This window comes from Martinezella sp. CNPSo 3795 (assembly GCF_057784475.1).
In genome coordinates this window covers 763,256-780,573 of the sequence record NZ_JBXSOQ010000001.1, presented here as the reverse complement: position 1 = coordinate 780,573, position 17,318 = coordinate 763,256, and the positions used below count along the sequence as shown (strand labels likewise).

General features: G+C 60.5%; 15 protein-coding genes. 6 read left to right on the top strand and 9 right to left on the bottom strand.

Going from position 1 to position 17,318, the window contains the following annotated elements:
- Positions 1–110 precede the first annotated feature (110 nt).
- The 6 genes from AC13QY_RS03615 to AC13QY_RS03590 all read left to right on the top strand — a co-directional run bounded on the left by AC13QY_RS03615 (position 111) and on the right by AC13QY_RS03590 (position 7,227).
- A complete protein-coding gene (locus AC13QY_RS03615; protein WP_371864853.1) occupies positions 111–1,067 on the top strand; it encodes a LacI family DNA-binding transcriptional regulator in 957 nt (318 codons plus the stop codon).
- A 45-nt stretch (positions 1,068–1,112) separates the two neighbouring features.
- Complete coding sequence (locus AC13QY_RS03610; RefSeq protein ID WP_113354414.1) at positions 1,113–2,351, top strand: ABC transporter substrate-binding protein; 1,239 nt, start codon at positions 1,113–1,115, stop codon at positions 2,349–2,351.
- Positions 2,352–2,418: 67 nt separating this feature from the next.
- Positions 2,419–3,336 (top strand): carbohydrate ABC transporter permease, encoded by a 918-nt coding sequence (locus tag AC13QY_RS03605; protein ID WP_113354413.1) that lies wholly within the window; start codon positions 2,419–2,421, stop codon positions 3,334–3,336.
- The gene (locus AC13QY_RS03600; RefSeq protein ID WP_113354412.1) at positions 3,333–4,196 is read left to right on the top strand and encodes a carbohydrate ABC transporter permease; all 864 of its coding nucleotides are present in this window, start codon (positions 3,333–3,335) and stop codon (positions 4,194–4,196) included. Before AC13QY_RS03605 ends, AC13QY_RS03600 begins: the two co-directional genes overlap by 4 nt.
- A gap of 24 nt (positions 4,197–4,220) precedes the next feature.
- On the top strand, positions 4,221–6,152 hold the full coding sequence (locus tag AC13QY_RS03595; RefSeq protein WP_113354411.1) for a glycoside hydrolase family 127 protein: 1,932 nt from the start codon (positions 4,221–4,223) through the stop codon (positions 6,150–6,152).
- A gap of 1 nt (position 6,153) precedes the next feature.
- A complete protein-coding gene (locus tag AC13QY_RS03590; protein WP_145634087.1) occupies positions 6,154–7,227 on the top strand; it encodes an ABC transporter ATP-binding protein in 1,074 nt (357 codons plus the stop codon).
- Positions 7,228–7,283: 56 nt separating this feature from the next.
- Here the strand turns inward: AC13QY_RS03590 and AC13QY_RS03585 are convergent, their stop codons facing one another.
- The 9 genes from AC13QY_RS03585 to AC13QY_RS03545 all read right to left on the bottom strand — a co-directional run bounded on the left by AC13QY_RS03585 (position 7,284) and on the right by AC13QY_RS03545 (position 17,211).
- Positions 7,284–7,697, bottom strand: coding sequence for a type II toxin-antitoxin system VapC family toxin (locus AC13QY_RS03585; RefSeq protein WP_113333224.1), 414 nt, complete (start codon positions 7,695–7,697; stop codon positions 7,284–7,286).
- Positions 7,694–7,942 carry a type II toxin-antitoxin system VapB family antitoxin gene (locus tag AC13QY_RS03580; RefSeq protein ID WP_113354409.1) on the bottom strand — a complete coding sequence of 83 codons (249 nt, stop codon included), beginning with the start codon at positions 7,940–7,942 and terminating at the stop codon, positions 7,694–7,696. Before AC13QY_RS03580 ends, AC13QY_RS03585 begins: the two co-directional genes overlap by 4 nt.
- Positions 7,943–8,024: 82 nt before the next feature.
- Complete coding sequence (locus AC13QY_RS03575) at positions 8,025–10,295, bottom strand: FdhF/YdeP family oxidoreductase (RefSeq protein WP_145634085.1); 2,271 nt, start codon at positions 10,293–10,295, stop codon at positions 8,025–8,027.
- 158 nt (positions 10,296–10,453) lie between these two features.
- Complete coding sequence (locus AC13QY_RS03570; protein ID WP_145634083.1) at positions 10,454–11,404, bottom strand: lytic transglycosylase domain-containing protein; 951 nt, start codon at positions 11,402–11,404, stop codon at positions 10,454–10,456.
- Between the two features lie 106 nt (positions 11,405–11,510).
- Positions 11,511–12,626, bottom strand: a complete 1,116-nt coding sequence (locus tag AC13QY_RS03565; RefSeq protein ID WP_145634081.1) for an anhydro-N-acetylmuramic acid kinase — start codon at positions 12,624–12,626, stop codon at positions 11,511–11,513.
- A 10-nt stretch (positions 12,627–12,636) separates the two neighbouring features.
- Positions 12,637–13,656, bottom strand: a complete 1,020-nt coding sequence (locus tag AC13QY_RS03560) for a serine hydrolase domain-containing protein (protein WP_145634079.1) — start codon at positions 13,654–13,656, stop codon at positions 12,637–12,639.
- Between the two features lie 20 nt (positions 13,657–13,676).
- Positions 13,677–15,416, bottom strand: a complete 1,740-nt coding sequence (locus tag AC13QY_RS03555) for an ABC transporter ATP-binding protein (RefSeq protein WP_488492723.1) — start codon at positions 15,414–15,416, stop codon at positions 13,677–13,679.
- Positions 15,413–16,252 (bottom strand): ABC transporter permease, encoded by an 840-nt coding sequence (locus AC13QY_RS03550; RefSeq protein WP_152093333.1) that lies wholly within the window; start codon positions 16,250–16,252, stop codon positions 15,413–15,415. The genes AC13QY_RS03555 and AC13QY_RS03550 overlap by 4 nt, the downstream gene beginning before the upstream one ends.
- On the bottom strand, positions 16,252–17,211 hold the full coding sequence (locus AC13QY_RS03545; RefSeq protein ID WP_152093332.1) for an ABC transporter permease: 960 nt from the start codon (positions 17,209–17,211) through the stop codon (positions 16,252–16,254). Before AC13QY_RS03545 ends, AC13QY_RS03550 begins: the two co-directional genes overlap by 1 nt.
- Positions 17,212–17,318 lie beyond the last annotated feature (107 nt).

Here is a 17,318-nt window from a genome sequence, read left to right as displayed (position 1 = left end):
CGCCGTGAGAAAAGCTTTTCTCACGAAAACTGACTGGGAGAAGACATCTGGAAAATCAGCGTGCGAAAAGCGGACGTGCAACGATCCATGACGTTGCGGCGGCTGCAGGCGTGAGCATTTCAACGGCATCCAAGGCCTTGAACAATACCGGCCGCATGGGCAACGAGACCCGCGAGAGGGTCAAGCGCGCTGCCGCCGACATAGGCTTCCGTCCGAATGCCTTGGCCAAGGGTTTGCTCAGCAATCGCACGTTCACGATCGGTCTTCTGACAAATGATACCTACGGACGTTTCACGCTGCCGGTCATGGCCGGCATCACGGAGGCACTCGTCGATCACGGCGTCTCGGTTTTTCTTTGCACGATCGAGGACGATCCGGCGCTTGGGAAGGTTCATGTGGACGCGATGCTGGACAAGCATGTGGATGGCATTATCGCCTCGGGAAAGCGGATCGACCGCCGCCTGCCGGTGGATCTGTCCAATCTGCCGATTCCCGTGATTTATGCCTTCACTGAAGGGGCGCCGGGAAGCGTCACCTTCTGCGCGGATGACTATCAGGGGGCTGCCCTTGCTGTAGAATGGTTGCAGGGGCTTGGCCGACGCCGGATTGCCCATGTGACCGGTCCTGAAAGCTTCGTTTCAGTGCGTGAGCGCGCCAAGGCCTATCGCGACCTCGCCGGAGACGAACTGCCGGTCATGTTCGGCATGTGGTCCGAGGCCTGGGGACACGAGGCCGTCGCAAAGCTCTGGAGCGTGGCCGGAGCAAAGCCGGATGCGATCTTCTGCGGCAACGACCAGATTGCCCGTGCAGTCGTCGATGCGCTTCGTGAGCGCGGCGTACGGGTGCCGGAGGATGTCTCGGTGGTCGGTTTCGACAATTGGGAGATCGTCGCCGCCCAGACCCGGCCGCCGCTGACGACGGTCGATATGAATCTTAAAGCCCTTGGCCGTGAGGCCGGGCTGACGGTTCTCGCGCTTGCGGAAGGACGCAGCGTCGAACCTGGCATCAGAACTTTGCCCTGCGAGCTTATCGTGCGGCAATCATGCGGGGGAAACCCCGGTCGTTGATCAAAGGAAAAGGGGCTGATGGGAGTAGCCCCATGGGAGGAGAACATGATGAAGCGATTTCTGGCCGCCACCGGCCTTATATCCCTAATGCTTGCATCCGCCGCATCCGCCGAAAACATCTCCATGTGGGTGCGAAGCGGCATCGGCGATTCCTTCAAGAAGGTCGTCGAAGCCTATAATGCCGGCCATGAGGACAAGGTCACGCTGACCGAAGTGCCTTTTGCCGAACTCGTGCAGAAATATGCGACCGCCATTGCCGGCGGCCAGGCGCCCGACGCCCTGTCGATGGACCTCATCTATACACCGGCCTTTGCTGCCGCCGGCCAACTCGAGGACCTGACGGACTGGGCAAAGAGCCTGCCCTATTTCAATTCGCTGTCGCCCTCGCATGTGAAGCTCGGCACCTATGACGGCCACATCTATGGCTTGCCGCTCTCCGTCGAGACGTCGGTCTTTGCCTGGAACAAGGATCTCTACAAAAAGGCGGGCCTCGACCCTGAAAAGGCGCCGACCAGCTGGGACGAGATCACGAGCAATGCCGAAAAGATCCGCGCGCTCGGCAGCGATACCTACGGGTTCTATTTCTCCGGCGGCGGCTGCGGCGGCTGCATGATCTTCACCTTTACGCCGCTTGTCTGGGGTGCCGGCGCCGACATTCTCTCGGAAGACGGCAAGAAGGCGACGCTCGACACGCCGCAAATGCGCAAGGCGGTCGATATATACCGCAATATGGTCAAGAAGGATCTGGTGCCGGCGGGTGCCGCAAGTGACACCGGCGCCAACTTCCTCAGCATCAGCAACGGCAAGATCGGCCAGCAGAGCATCGGCGCCTTCTCGATCGGCACGCTGATCACGCAATATCCCGATATCCACTTCGGCGTGACCCTGATCCCCGGCGTCGACGGCAAGCCGTCCTCTTTTGCCGGCGGCGATAATTTCGTCATATCCAAGGGCACGAAGAAGCTCGATGCCGTGAAAAAGTTTCTCGAATACACCTATTCGCTTGAGGGACAGAAGATCATGGCGAAATATGGTAGCCTGCCGACGCGCGGCGATATCGCCGACCAGGTGCTGCAGGGCCTGGATCCGCGCATGCAGGTCGGCCTGAAGGCGATTGCTGTCGCCAAGACGCCCTATACGCTGCAGTTCAACGACCTGATCAACAGCGCCAACGGTCCCTGGGCGGGCTTCACCAACGCGGCTATCTTCGGAAGCGATGTCGATGGCGCATTCTCCAATGCCCAATCGGAGATGCAGTCGATCATCGACAACGCCCAACAATAATCGACCCATGAACGCCGGGGAGCTTCGATACTCCCCGGTCCCTCCATCGCAATATCGGGAGCATTCCATGGCTGGCCCTGGAGCTATCGCAACCGCGCGTCCGCGAAAACGGCGAAAGCGTGCCGGCTGGCACGGGTTTCTCTACATCGCGCCGGCCATGGCGCTCGTTATCGTCTTCTTCGTGCTGCCCGTGGTCTTTACCGTCTGGATGAGCTTCCACAACTGGCCATTGCTCGGCAATCCCCGATGGATTGGCTTTGGAAACTATGTCCGCATGATCTCCGACATGCGCTTCATGGCAGCATTGCGCTTCACCGCCTATTACACCGTCATCGTCACCATCGCGATCTTCGCCGTTGCCTTTCCGCTCGCCTTCTTCGTCGAAAAGCACAAGCCGTTCGTCGGCTTCTACCGAACGATCATCTTCCTTCCGGTCGTCGTGGGACTTGCAACGGCTTCGTTGCTCTGGGTCTGGCTTGCCAATGTCGACGCCGGCTTCTTCGCGCCGGTCGCGCTGGCGCTTGGTCTTGTCGACAAGAGGCCGAACCTGCTTGCCGATTTCGACATGGCCTTCGCAACGATCATCGTCATGGTGGTCTGGAAGATCGCCGGCTTTACCATGATCATTCTGCTGACCGGCCTGCAGGCGATCCCCTCCGAGCTGACCGAGGCGGCCCGCATCGATGGCGCGAGGCGCTGGCAGCGCTTCCGGCATCTGACCCTGCCGCTAATGCGCCGCACGATCGCGCTCGCGCTGATCATCTCCATCACGGGCTCGGTGCTCGCCTTCGACCAGTTCTACATCATGACATCAGGCGGCCCGCAGAACCGCATGATTTCGGTCGTCTACTACATCTTCAACCAGTCCTTCGTGTCCTTCAATCTCGGCTATGGCGCGGCGCTCTCGATCGCGCTTCTCGTCATCCTGGTGCTGATCAGCATCGTCCAGCTCTGGCTGCTGCGCGTCGGGGAGGACAAGCCATGACTACAGCAAAGGAGCGCCGCGCAAGGCGCAAGCTCCGGGGCAGCATCGGCTATCACGGCATCGGCGTCGTCATCGTCATCTTCTTCTTCGCGCCGTTCGCGATCGCGCTGCTGTCATCGTTCCGGCATGGAACTGAAGCCAGCCTGCCGCCGCTGCCGCCATGGCCGACAACCGGCTTCAGCTTCGACGCCTATCGCTCGCTCGATGGCTTTGGCGCCGGGGTCGTCCAGCATACGCTGAACTCGCTCTTCGTCTCCGTCGCAACGGTGCTTCTGACCGTGATCGTCAGCCTGCTCGCCGGCTACGGCTTCTCGCGCTATCATTTCCCCTTCAAGGGCGCCCTATTCATTCTGATCATCGCAACGCTGATGATCCCCTTCCAGTCGATCCTGACGCCGCTCTTCATCATTCTGGCACGGCTCGGCCTCAACAATTCGCTGATCGGGTTGACGCTCGTCTATGTGACGCTGCAGCTTCCCTTTTCCGTCTTCATGATGCGCAATGCCTTCGACGCCGTACCGAAGGAAATCGAGGAGGCGGCGCGCATCGATGGCGCGCGTGATCTGAAGCTTCTTTTCCGCGTTCTCTTCCCGCTGGTGCTGCCGGGTGTCGCAACCGTTGCGATCTTCGCCTTCCTTAACGCCTGGAACGAGTTCCTGGCAGCCTTGGTGCTCCTGTCGAGCAACGAGAAATTCACGCTGCCGGTGCTGATGATCGCCGTCAGGACCGGTCGCCTCGGTGCAGTCAACTGGGGTGCGGTCCAGGCCGGCATTGCCGTCATGACCATCCCCTGCGTCATCGTCTTTCTGCTTCTGCAACGCTATTACATGCGCGGGCTGATGGCCGGCGCCGTGAAATAACCCTTTCAACAACGGATCAAAGCCATGTCTGACAAGCAAAGTCGCCAGTTTCGCCCCCTGCCCGTTCCGAATGTCGAACTTGGAGGGCTCTTCGGTGCTCGCCAGGATGCCATCTGCAATTCCACCGCAGCGACGCTACTCGACCGCTGCGTCGAGGCCGGCATGATCAAGGCCATCGACGTCAGCCAGCCAAGCCCCGGCATCGTCATTCCCTTGCAGACCTGGTCAGGCTCGACGCAGATGTTCTGGGACAGTGATCTCGGCAAGTCGATCGAAACCATCGCCTATTCGCTCTATCGCCACCCTAATGCCGAACTGGAAGCGCGCGCGGACGCCATCATCGACATGTATGAAAAGCTGCAGCAGGAGGACGGCTATCTGAACGCCTGGTTCCAGCGCGTCCAGCCAGGCCGCCGCTGGACCAATTTGCGCGATCATCACGAACTCTATTGTGCCGGCCATCTGATCGAGGCTGCCGTCGCCTATTACCAGGCAACGGGCAAGCGCAAGCTGCTCGATATCATGAGCCGTTTTGCCGATTACATGATTACCGTCTTCGGGCATGGCGAAGGCCAGCTGCGCGGCTATTGCGGCCATGAAGAGGTGGAGCTCGCGCTCGTCAAGCTCGGCCGGGTCACCGGCGAGACGAAATATCTCGATCTCGCGAAATACTTCATCGACGAGCGTGGCCAGGAACCGCATTTCTTCACTGAGGAAGCGCTTCGCGACGGCCGCGACCCGAAGAACTTCGTGCAGAAGACCTACGAATACAGCCAGTCGCATCTGCCGGTGCGCCAACAGACCAAGGTCGTCGGCCATGCCGTGCGCGCCATGTATCTCTATTCCGGCATGGCCGATATCGCCACGGAATATAACGATGATACGCTGACCTCGGCCCTCGAGACGCTTTGGGACGACCTGACGACCAAGCAGATGTATGTGACGGGCGGCATCGGGCCGGCTGCCTCGAACGAAGGCTTCACCGATTATTACGACCTGCCGAACGAGAGCGCCTATGCCGAGACCTGCGCCTCCGTCGGTCTGGTCTTCTGGGCCAACCGCATGCTCGGCCGCGGCCCGAACCGCCGTTATGCCGACATCATGGAAGTGGCGCTCTATAACGGTGCAATGGCCGGGCTATCGCAGGACGGTAAGACCTTCTTCTACGAAAATCCGCTGGAGAGCGCCGGCAAGCATCACCGTTGGATCTGGCACCATTGCCCGTGCTGCCCGCCCAATATCGCGCGTCTTCTCGCCTCCGTCGGCTCCTACATGTACGCCGCGGCCGACAATGAGATTGCCGTCCATCTCTACGGCGAGAGCAAGGCGCGCGTGCCGCTTGCCGGCGGCGTGACCGTGCAGCTCTCACAGGAAACGCGATATCCTTGGGATGGCGCCATTCGCTTCGAGGTCAATCCCGATCGCGCAGCCAAATTCGCACTATCGCTGCGCATCCCCGAATGGGCCGAGGGCGCGACGCTTGCAATCAATGGTGCATCGATCGATTTGGCAGCGATCACTGTCGATGGCTATGCCCGTATCGAGCGCGAGTGGAAGGCGGGCGACAGCGTCGACCTCACCCTTCCGCTCATCCCGCGCACGCTGTTTGCCAATCCGAAAGTCCGCCAGGACGCCGGTCGTGCGGCCCTGATGCGGGGTCCGCTCGTCTATTGCGTCGAAACCACCGACAATGGTCACGACCTCAACGGCATCTCGCTTTCCAGCGATCCGGCTTCCGCCAAGACGACGGAAATTGCCGCATTGGAGGGCGCGGTAGCGCTCGATGTTTCGGTTATGCGCGATGAGGCCGACTGGGGCTCCGATCTCTATCGGACGACACCACCGAAAAGCGCTGCCTCCACCGCGCGTTTCGTGCCCTATCATCTCTGGGACAATCGCGATCCGGGCGAGATGCTGGTCTGGATCCGCGCCGATCAGCTGCAGCGCGGAGCCTGACATGACGAAGAACGGTATGCGCCTGACCGGCGTCCGCAAGAGTTTCGGCGGGCTGGAGGTCATTCATGGCATCGATCTCGACATACCGGAAGGCGCTTTCGTCGTCTTTGTCGGCCCCTCCGGCTGTGGCAAATCCACGCTGCTGCGCATGATTGCCGGGCTGGAGGAGGTGACCGACGGTGAGATCGCCATCAAGGGCCGGGACGTCACCGATCTCGATCCGTCCGAGCGCGGCATCGCCATGGTCTTCCAGTCCTATGCGCTCTATCCGCATATGAGCGTTCGCGACAATCTCGGTTTCGGGCTGAAAATGGCCCGGACCGATGCATCCGAAATCGAAAGACGCGTGCGCTCCGCCGCCGCGATCCTCAAGATCGATCATCTCCTCGACCGCCGCCCGGGACAGCTTTCCGGCGGCCAGCGCCAGCGTGTCGCCATCGGCCGCGCCATCGTTCGCGAGCCGGATGTCTTTCTCTTCGACGAGCCGCTCTCCAACCTCGACGCGGAACTTCGCGTCTCCATGCGCATTGAAATTGCCCGGCTTCACCGGGAACTCGGCAATACGATGATCTATGTCACCCATGACCAGACCGAGGCGATGACGCTCGCCGACAAGATCGTCGTGCTGAGGGACGGCCGGATCGAGCAGGTCGGCACTCCGCGCGAGGTCTATGAAGACCCGGCTAACAGTTTCGTGGCCGGCTTCATCGGCTCGCCAAGGATGAACATGATCGGCGCGACATGGTCGGATGACGGGACGGCAAAGGTCGGAAACGACAGCATCAAGGTTGACCTTTCACAGACCAAGCCATCGGCGGGCGAAACGATTCTGCTTGGCATGCGCCCTGAACATTTCGTCGTCGCGTCAAATGCCGACGATGCCGTGCGGGTGACGGTCGACGTCACCGAATATCTGGGCGGCACACGCTATCTCTACTGCCAGACAGAGGACGGCCAGGCGATCATCGCTGAATATCGCGACGGACCGGAGATAGAGCGCGGCGACACGCTCCATCTGCATTGCCCGCCCGAACGTCGGCGCTATTTCGACAAGCAGGGAGGACGGCTGCGGTAGCTGTCTTCTCGAGCAACCGCACATATGCCGGAAAGGTCGTCACCATTGCAAGCGGACTAGAATTCCCAAGGAGATATCAGATCCAGCCCAGTCTCACGGAAGTCGGACAGATTGCGAGTGGCCAAACGTCCGCCATTTACGCGGGCGATGGCTGCAATCATGCCATCCGCCGTCGACATTGGTCGTCCTTGCCTCTTCGCTGCACCCATTAGCTCGCCGTAGTCTAATGCGGCTTCTTCGGTAAGACCGAAGATCCGATCCGCGAAACGATGGCGCCATTCAGATAATCTCTGCTCAAGCCGGGCAGCCCTCTGGTCGGGAGCAATCTTTTGAATACCAAAGGCGATTTCAGCAATAGCCACAGTGGAAAGTGCTATCTCCGCATCATACCGACCAAGCCACGATATCACAGCCTCGTCAGGCAGTTTCCGGAAAGTTTCGGAGATGACATTCGTGTCCAGAAATATCACAGATCAATACCGTGATTGGGTTGACGCCCATCGCGAATGACGGATTCGAGGTCGATATCATCATCATCCCTCATCGCCATTCGAGCATAGAAAGACGATGCGGGTTCGCGACCAGCCTCGCGAATTTCATAGGCTTCCAATGCTCGTTCGACGACATCGGCGATCGTCCGGTTTTCACGCCGCGCAAGGCGATGCGCGAGGTCACGTGCTCGAGCACTGCGAACGGATAGTTGTGGTTCAGCCATATCTGTCTCCTGTTCCAACTAACATAGCCACAGGATAGTCAGCCATCAAGATGGCAAAAGACGGCTAGAAGGCAAAACGAAACTATGCCGCCTTGCTGACCCGCACCGGAACGGATTTATACGACGGCGTGCCGCTTTCCTTGTCCTGATAGTCGATCGGGATCAGGCAATTTGCCTCCGGGTAATAAGCAGCGACGGAGCCCTCGGAAATATCGTAGGAAATCGCCGTCAGCTTCAGCAATCGCTTGGCACCCGATGGGAGCGCCGTTTCGATCTCGACCAGATCGCCGTGCTCCAGGCCCTTTGCTTTCAGATCCTTGTCGTTCATGAACAGGATGTCGCGGCGGCCGAAGACGCCACGATAGCGGTCATCGAGCCCATAGATCGTCGTATTGTACTGGTCGTGGCTGCGGATTGTAGCGAGCTTGAGGATAGTTCCATCCGAAAGCGAGATATCTTCGTTCAGACCATCAAAGAGCTTGAATTCTGCCTTGCCGGACGGCGTCTTCCAGACGCGCTCGGTCGGTCCGATCGGCAGGCGAAAGCCACCCGGCACGCGGATGCGCTCGTTATAGTCGGCGAAATCCGGATAGACGATTTCGATCTTGTCGCGGATCAGATCGTAGTCGGTGATGAGCTCCATCCAGGCAACCTTGCTGTTCGGCAGGGTCGCCTGCGCTATTCCCGCGACGATCGCAGGTTCCGAACGCAGCTGGTCGGAGGCCGGTTTCAGCCGTCCGCGCGACGCATGTACCATCGACATCGAATCTTCGATCGTCACCGATTGCGCACCGGTAGCCTGAACGTCTTGTTCAGTGCGGCCAAGTACGGGGAACAGGAAGGATTCCTTACCAATAAGCAGATTGGAGCGATTGAGCTTGGTATTCATGTGAACGGCGAGATCGAGCTTGCGCATCGCCTGCGCGCAGAGTTCCGGATCGGGAAGCGCGATCGAGAAATTGCCGCCGAGGCAGATGAGCACCTTGGAGCGCCCTTCCGCCATAGCCTGCATGGCGGCGACGGCATCGTGACCATGATGAGCCGGCGCGGTGAAGCCAAAGGCACGTTCGATGCCCTCGATCAAAGCCGGCGTCGGCTTCTCGGTAATTCCGACGGTGCGATTGCCTTGGACGTTGGAATGGCCGCGCAGCGGGCAGATGCCGGCACCAGGCCTGCCGAAATTGCCGCGTAGCAACAAGAGATTGGCGATCTGCTGCACATTCGCGGTTCCCTTGGCATGCTGGGTGATGCCCATTCCGTAGGCGACGATCGTGGCCTTCGACTTGGCATAGATCTCCGCTACTCGTTCCAGATCAGCGCGGGCGAGCCCGGAGACCCGCTCGATATCGGCCCACTCAGTCCGGTTAATATCGGCAACAAGGGCTTCGAAGCCGGTGGTGTGTTCGGCGATGAAGGCATGATCGAGGACTTCAGGTGATGTTTCGGCCAGCGCCAGAACCGCTTTCATGATTCCCTTGAGCGCGGCGGCATCGCCGCCGATCTTCACCTGATAATAGGACGACGCGATTCGGGTCGAGCTGAAGGTTCCCATCTCGATCGGATCCTGCGGATCGGCAAAACGCTCCAACGCCCGCTCCTTCAGCGGGTTGAAGACAATGATCGGCACGCCGCGGCGCGAGCATCCATGCAACGTACCCATCATGCGCGGATGATTTGTGCCGGGATTGTGCCCCATGGAGATGATCAGATCGCATTCATCGAAGTCGTCGAGCGAGACGGTGCCCTTGCCAATGCCGATCGATTGCGGCAGGCCGACGCTGGTCGCCTCATGGCACATGTTCGAGCAATCGGGGAAATTGTTGGTGCCGTATTCACGCGCGAAGATCTGGAAGAGGAAGGCCGCTTCGTTGGAGGCACGGCCGGATGTGTAGAACTCGACCATATCCGGATCGGGCTGGCTGCGCATGACGTCGCCGATGCGGGCAAAGGCGTCTTCCCAGGCAATCGACCGGTAGGTATCGGATGCGTGGTCGTAGACCATCGGATGGGTCAACCGGCCGGCATTTTCGAGCTCATAATCGCTCCAGGTCAAAAGCTCGCTGACCGTATGTTCGGCGAAGAATTCCGGCGTCACGCGCTTGTTCGTCGCTTCCCAGGTGACCGCCTTGGCGCCGTTTTCACAGAACTGGAAGGTGGAGGTGTGTTCCTTGTCGGGCCAGGCACAGCCAGGGCAATCGAAGCCCGTGGGCTTGTTGGTGCGCAGGAGAAGGCCCGGCGCCTCGGTGACATCCATCTGGTCGCGAACCGCCTTGGCGGTTGCCTTCAGGGCTCCCCAACCGCCAGCTGGGCTATTATAGGGACGGATACCGGGGACTTCACGCTTCTGCGTCATCATACGCTCCTTTGGCTACCCAAACGGCTTCCTCCCAAATGCCGATCTCTAACGAATAAGCGGGCGGCAGGAGAGAGTAAAGCGCTACCAATAGGCACTTGACAAAACAATCGATACGCGCCGGCCGCAAATGACGCAGGTATTGACGCGCCCCAAACTCAGTTCTTAAAAACCAGGCAACTGCCGCCCTGCTGCCGGACCTGCGTGCAAACGGCATCCGCTTCCTCCCGCGTTTGCCGCGGAATGCGCGCCGCATAACGGACCCGGCGACCGAAGTCGGCATTGCGCTGCCGCACGATCAACGGCTTCTCCAAATTCAGCGGTGACGGCAGCTTCCGGATATTTGCGGTAAACAGACGGCGAGCGGCATCCAGCTGAAAATGCTCGGCCAATTGCGCACCCCAGGGCGCCCACGGCCGCTCCTGCTCCAACGGAATGGGTTTCAGGCGTCGGCTCTGAGCAAGGGCGACGCAGGAATCGACAAACGGCTTGCTCTTATCCAGCACGGGGGCTGCTATATCTGGCGGATCATCGCGCCATTCTTCGACACTGTGGGCGGTGATCGCGCTCACATAGTTGCGCGTCTCATAGGGAAGCCCGCCCGAATTCAGGAAATTGGCAAGACCGCCCTCGCCGGCATTATAGGCAGCCGCCGCAAGCCCGAGATTGCCGAAGCGGCCCCGCAATTCATCGAGATAGGTTGCCGCCTTGCCGAGCGCTTCAAGCGCATCGTAGCTGTCGCGCACGCCACGCAGCCTCGCTGTTCCCGGCATGAACTGCGCGATACCGCGCGCGCCTTTGGGACTGACGGCATCGGAGCGAAACAGGCTTTCGCGCCAGACGAGCCGTGCCAGATAATCCGGCGGCAGACGGTTGGCATGCGCGAAATATTCGATGGCGGTGCAGAGATCGCGATTGTAGCTGTCCTTGCGCAGGCACAGCGTTTGGCCCGTCTCCGTCGTCAGCGGCCCCGAAATGCAGACAGGTGGTGCGACAGTCCATTCCGGTTGAGCTCTCGCGGGTCTGAAAGCAAAACCGTCAATGGAAAATGCGATCGCAAAAGCGACGATGATGCCGAAGAAGCCTGCTCGGTAATGCCTGCCTGCCATTTAAGCGATATCCGTCCGACACCAACCGATCGCAAATTCGCGGCCTCTTCATATCATCGATGGACGGAAGCGAAAACCTCTCGCGCGACAGCCAACGCGCAGGCTGTTACTCCGCAAGGCGTCCGCCGCGCATCGGCGCCGGCACGCCCGTCGTGCCAGGAAAGCTGATCGGCAGGCCACGCAGAACGCGTACGGCGAGAAAGGCAAAGCATTCGGCCTCGACAGCATCGCCGCGCCAGCCGAGATCCTCGGCAAAGATCGGCTCGACGCCGGCCCGGCTCTTCAGCATCGACATGATCGTCGGATTGTGTCGGCCGCCGCCGCTGACGACGACCTTAGTGGGCCTGCGCGGCAGCAGGTCCAGCGCCTTGCCGACGGCGCTTGCCGTGAAGGCCGAAAGCGTGGCGGCGCCATCTTCCGGGCCGAGGCCATCTGCCATGGCGGCACCGAAATCGAAACGATCCAGCGATTTCGGATAGGGTGCAGTCATATAGGGGTGCTGCAGCAGCCGCTCGAGCCGTGCCTCATCGACCTTGCCGGCAGCTCCAAGCGCACCGTCGCGGTCCATCTCGCCAAGCCCGTGCGACTTGATGAAATCGTTGAGCGGCGCATTGGCCGGGCCGGTATCGAAAGCAACGAAATTGCCCTCTCCATCCCACCATGTGACATTCGCAACGCCGCCGAGATTGAGAATGGCCGCCTCTCCTGCTGCACCCGCCCCGCGCAGCAGCGCGGTATGATAGGCAGCAGCAAGCGGCGCGCCCTGGCCGCCGGCGCGCATGTCGGCCGAGCGGAAATCATAGGCGATCTTGGTGCCGAGAATGGACCGCATCAGCTCGCCATCGCCAAGCTGGCGCGTCTGCCCCAGCCGGTCCTTCTGCGGCGCGCGATGCAAGACGGTCTGGCCATGGAAGCCGACGACGCCGATGTCTGCCATCGTCATGCCGTTGCTTTCCACGAGTTCCTTCACGGCTTCCGACTGTGCTCGCGTCAAGGCTTCCTCGGCCGCCTTGAAGATCGCCGGTTCAGGTCCTTCGAAATTCCATGCGCGCGCCTGCCGCAGCGTCTCTTCCAGCAGTTCTCGAATCCAGCTGGGATAAGGGGCCAAAACATAGGGGCCGAATTCCTCGACGCGCTCGCCGTCCGTCTTCAGCATGGCGACATCGATATTGCCGTCGAGGACGGTTCCGGTCATCAGACCGACTGCCCAGATTGGTTCCATGGTCAGACTCCTATGCTGCGTTGACGAGATCGCTGACGGCCTGACGGAGCGCCAGAATGCCGCTGTCGAAGTGGCGCGTCGGGTGAATGCGGTTGGTAAGAAGGGTCCAGGCTCGGCCCTTGTCGAAGTCGACCCAGAGGGCCACGCCGGTAAACCCCGTATGACCGATCGTGCCGGACGAGCAGAGAGCACCGCCATGCCAACCGTCATGGGGCCGTTCCCAGCCATGGGTCCGCGTTGCCGAAAGCGGTGTTCGCATCAGGGTGATCGAGCGGGCCGGTGCGCCGTTGCCATCCAGCAGCCCCTTTGCGAAGTCGAGGATCGCATCCGCCGTTCCGAACAAGCCGGCATGGCCGGCACCCTGCAATGCCGAACAATTGTCGTCATGGACCTCGCCCGACAGAACACGGTGACGCCAGGTGCAGTCTTCCGTTGCAGCAGCTAATTCCGGCGGCGCGGAGAAGGCAAATCCCGGCCCGGGATCCATGGCGCGGATTGTCTTCCCATTCAGCCGCTCCAGCGCGAGGCCAAGCAGAATGAAGTTAATGTCGGAATAGACGGGCGGCCCGGCGCGCCATTCGCGCTGCAGGATGAAGGCGCGCAGAAGCTCTGGGTCGCGGCCATAGGTGTAGATCGGCTCGACCGCCGGGAACGGCGTCTGATGGCCGAGGCATTGGCGGAATGTTACCTTTCGCTCCCAGGCCTCGGCACTATACTGGCGCAGATCGGGCAGGAGTTCGATCAAGGGAGCATCGAGGTCGATCGTGCCGGCCTCTGCCAGAGCAAGAATACGCGGTGTGGTGAAAATGACTTTTGTGAGGGATGCAAGGTCGAACCAGGTATCTGGAAGCATCGGCCTGACATCAGGCACCTTCTGCGCCGAACCGACGGCGCGGACCTGTCTGATACCGTCGAGATCGACAATGCCAAGCACACCGCCGGGGATGCGCGCCGCCGCAACCGACTGCTCGATCGGCGCGAAGGCCCGATCGAAACGCTCTTGAAACTGCATGCTCCCCCTCGCTGCCATCTCGCTTCTCCTCGGCCCGCTCAGGCTTCTGCCAGCGCGATGTGATCCGGCGCAAAGCGGCGCCACTCGGGAATGGCCGGCTCGAAGCCCAAGGGGCGCACCAGGGACGGAACCTGACGAGTGTCGAGCGTGAAGTTTTCCCTCCGCCGCGCAACCGTCGGGACCGCCGAGATCAACCGCCTGGTATAGGAATGCTTGGGTTCCGACAAGACCGAGGCGGCATCACCGATCTCGACGATCTGCCCGGCATAGATCACTGCGATGCGATGGGCGATGCGCTCCACGACAGCCATGTCGTGCGAGATGAACAGATAGGCGAGCCCGTATTCGCGCTGAAGTTCGATCAGCAATTCGAGAACCTGAGCTTGAACGGATACGTCGAGCGCGGACACAGCTTCATCCAGCACAAGCACTGACGGATTCAGCATTAAAGCGCGCGCAATACATAGTCTTTGCCGCTGGCCCCCGGAAAATTCGTGCGGATAGCGCTCCAGCGCGTTTTCTGGCAAGCCTACGCGCTTGAGCAGCATGACCATTCGCTCGCGGGTTTCGGCGGAAACCCGCGCGCCCGCGGCGATCACCGGTTCGGCAAGGATGCTATCGATGCGCAGTCTCGGATTGAGCGAAGCGTATGGGTTCTGGAAAACCATTTGCACCGCGCTCGTGCGATCCGCCGCCTTGCCGCTATTCGTCGTAAAGGTGCCGCGGGTCGATTTCACCAATCCGAGGATCGCGCGGGCTGTGGTGGATTTACCCGATCCGCTCTCGCCGACGATTGCCAGTGTCTCGCCCGGCATCAGGTCAAAACCAACGCCTTCGACGGCATGAACGGCGCCGCTCGACCGCCGAAGGAGGCCGCCCTTGACCGGAAAACGGACGGTCAAGCCATCGACCTTCAATGCCGGCTGGGACGACACCTCGTCCCGTTGAAAATCGGCGCGTGCCGCCTGTCCGGACGAAAAATGGGGAACCGAATGCAGCAGATGGCGGGTATAGGGATGGGTTGGATGATCGAGGATCTGATTAAGCTCGCCCTGCTCAACCGCCTGGCCTGCCTGCATCACCATCACCTTATCGGCAATACCGGCGACGAGGCCGATATCATGCGTGATGAAGATCATCGACATGCCGGTTTCGCGTTTCAATTCGGCAAGGAGCGCCATGATCTGCGCCTGTACGGTGACATCGAGCGCCGTCGTCGGCTCGTCAGCAATCAGAAGACGTGGATTGCAAGCAAGCGCGGTTGCAATCATCACGCGCTGGAGCATACCGCCGGAAAGCTGGTTCGGGCAATAGGTCAAGCGCCGCGCGGCATCCGGAATGCGCACGCGATCCAAGGCGTCCCTGGCCGCCGCTTTCGCCTGACTCCCCGTCAGGCCGCGATGCAGCCGGAAGGATTCCTCGATCTGCGTACCTATGGTCAGGACGGGGTTGAGGGAGGTCATCGGCTCCTGGAAGATCATGCCGATTTCGGCACCACGGATCTTCGTCAGTTCCGCTTCGCTCGCCTTGGTCAGATCGAGGATGCTGTTATCGGCACGTTTCAGGCGGATCGAGCCGCCGGTGATGCGGCCACCGCCGAAATCGACGAGACGATTGATCGAAAGTGCGGTGACCGACTTGCCCGAGCCGCTTTCGCCGACGATTGCCAGCGTCTCGCCGGCATCAAGATCGAAGCTGACACCGCGAACGATGGGATTGGTCTGGGGGTTGCGTCCGAAGCCGACGCTGAGATCAGAGACAGAAAGAAGCGGTGTCATACCGTCGCCCTCCGCATCTTCGGATCAAGGATATCGCGCAGGGCATCGCCGAGCAGATTGAAGCCGAGGATGGAGATCATGATGGTCACGCCAGGGAAGATCAGCAGCCAAGGCGCCGTTTCCATAAGATTGCGACTGTCGCTCAGCATCAGGCCAAGCGAAGAGGACGGCGGCTGCGTTCCCAGGCCGAGGAAGCTGAGGCCCGCTTCCGTCAGCAGCGACCAGGCAAGCGCCAGCGTCACCTGCACGGTCAAGGGTGCGACGAGATTGAGCAGAAGATGCCGCGTCAGGATATAGGAACGGCTGCTGCCGAAGGTGCGGGCGGCATCGACGAAATCGCGTCCTTTCAAGGAAAGAGCCGGGCCGCGCACGACGCGGGTGAAGATCGGCGTATAGACGATCGCGATTGCGGCAACGCTTGTCCAGGTACCGGGGCCAACGATGGCGATGATGAGCAACGCGAGCAGGATCGCAGGGAAAGCGAGAAGCACATCCATGGTACGCATGATGACGCCATCCCAGCGCTTGCCAGACCAGGCGGCGGTTAAGCCAAGCACGGTGCCGATCAGGGTAGCAACGGCGACGGAAAAGAAGGCGACGGTGAAGGATTCGCCGATACCGTGCATTAACCGACTTGCGACATCGCGGCCGAAGAGATCCGTGCCCATCCAATAGGTGAGGCTCGGCGGATGCAGCCTGTCGATCCTATTCTGCGTCAGTGGATCGTGCGGCGTGACCCCGAGCGTGCCGAGGATGGCAAGCAAGATATAGATGAGGACGATGACGCCGCCGATCCGCCCGCTCATATGTCCGAAGATGGCTCCGATGATCCGCATCAGCCTTCTCCTAGCCGAACACGCGGATCGAGCGCGACATAGGCGAGATCGACAAGCAGATTGACGATCATGAAGTTGAAGGCAATGAACAGCACGCTTCCCTGCACCAGCGCATAGTCACGCTGCAGGATGGCATCGAGCACCATGCGCCCCAGCCCGGGCAGGGCATAGATCTGCTCGACCAGGACAGCACCACCAAGCAGATAGCCAAATTCGACGCCGCTCAGGGTCACCACCGGGATCAATGCATTCGGCAGAGCATGTCGCCAGATGACGCCGCGCGCCGGCACGCCACGGCTGCGGGCGGTGCGGACATAATCATCGCTCAGGACATCGAGCATCGCCGAGCGCACCACGCGCGTCACCGACGCGGCGAAAGCAAAACCGAGCGTCAGCGCGGGCAGGATCATCTGGCCGAGATTTTCGAGCGGATTCTCCCAAAGGGGTGTGAAGGCGCCCATAGTCGGCAACACGCCAAATCCCGCCGACAAGGCATAGATCAGCAGCAGCCCGAGAACGAAGTTCGGCGTGGACTGCCCGACCATGGCGACGATGCGCACGGCAAGATCGGACAGTTTTTCATTGCGGGTGGCGGCAAAGACGCCCGCCGGCAGGCCGATGGCAAGCGCGATCACCATGGAAAGCAAAGCAAGCTCGAGCGTCAGCGGAAAGCGCTCCAGGATGATGTCGAGCACCGGTTTTCCGTAGGTGACGGATATGCCGAGATTGCCTTGGAATACACCGAGCAGCCAATGCCAGTACTGGATCGGCCAGGACTGGTCGATGCCAAAATAGGCAGCAAGGGCCTGCCGCTGTTCCGGCGTCAGCAGGCCCGCATTGGTTCCGAGCATCGCCGTGATCGCATCGCCCGGCACCAGCCGGATGGCGACGAAGACGAAGATGGACACGCCCAGCATGATCAGCGGGAATGTCATCAGCCGGCGCGTCAGATACGACATTATAATTCCTCTAGAACAATTTCAGCTGAACCAAGACGTGAGCTTACGGCCGAAATTGCGTAAAAACAAAGAGATAGAGCACTTCCATGATGTCATTTGAAAAGGAA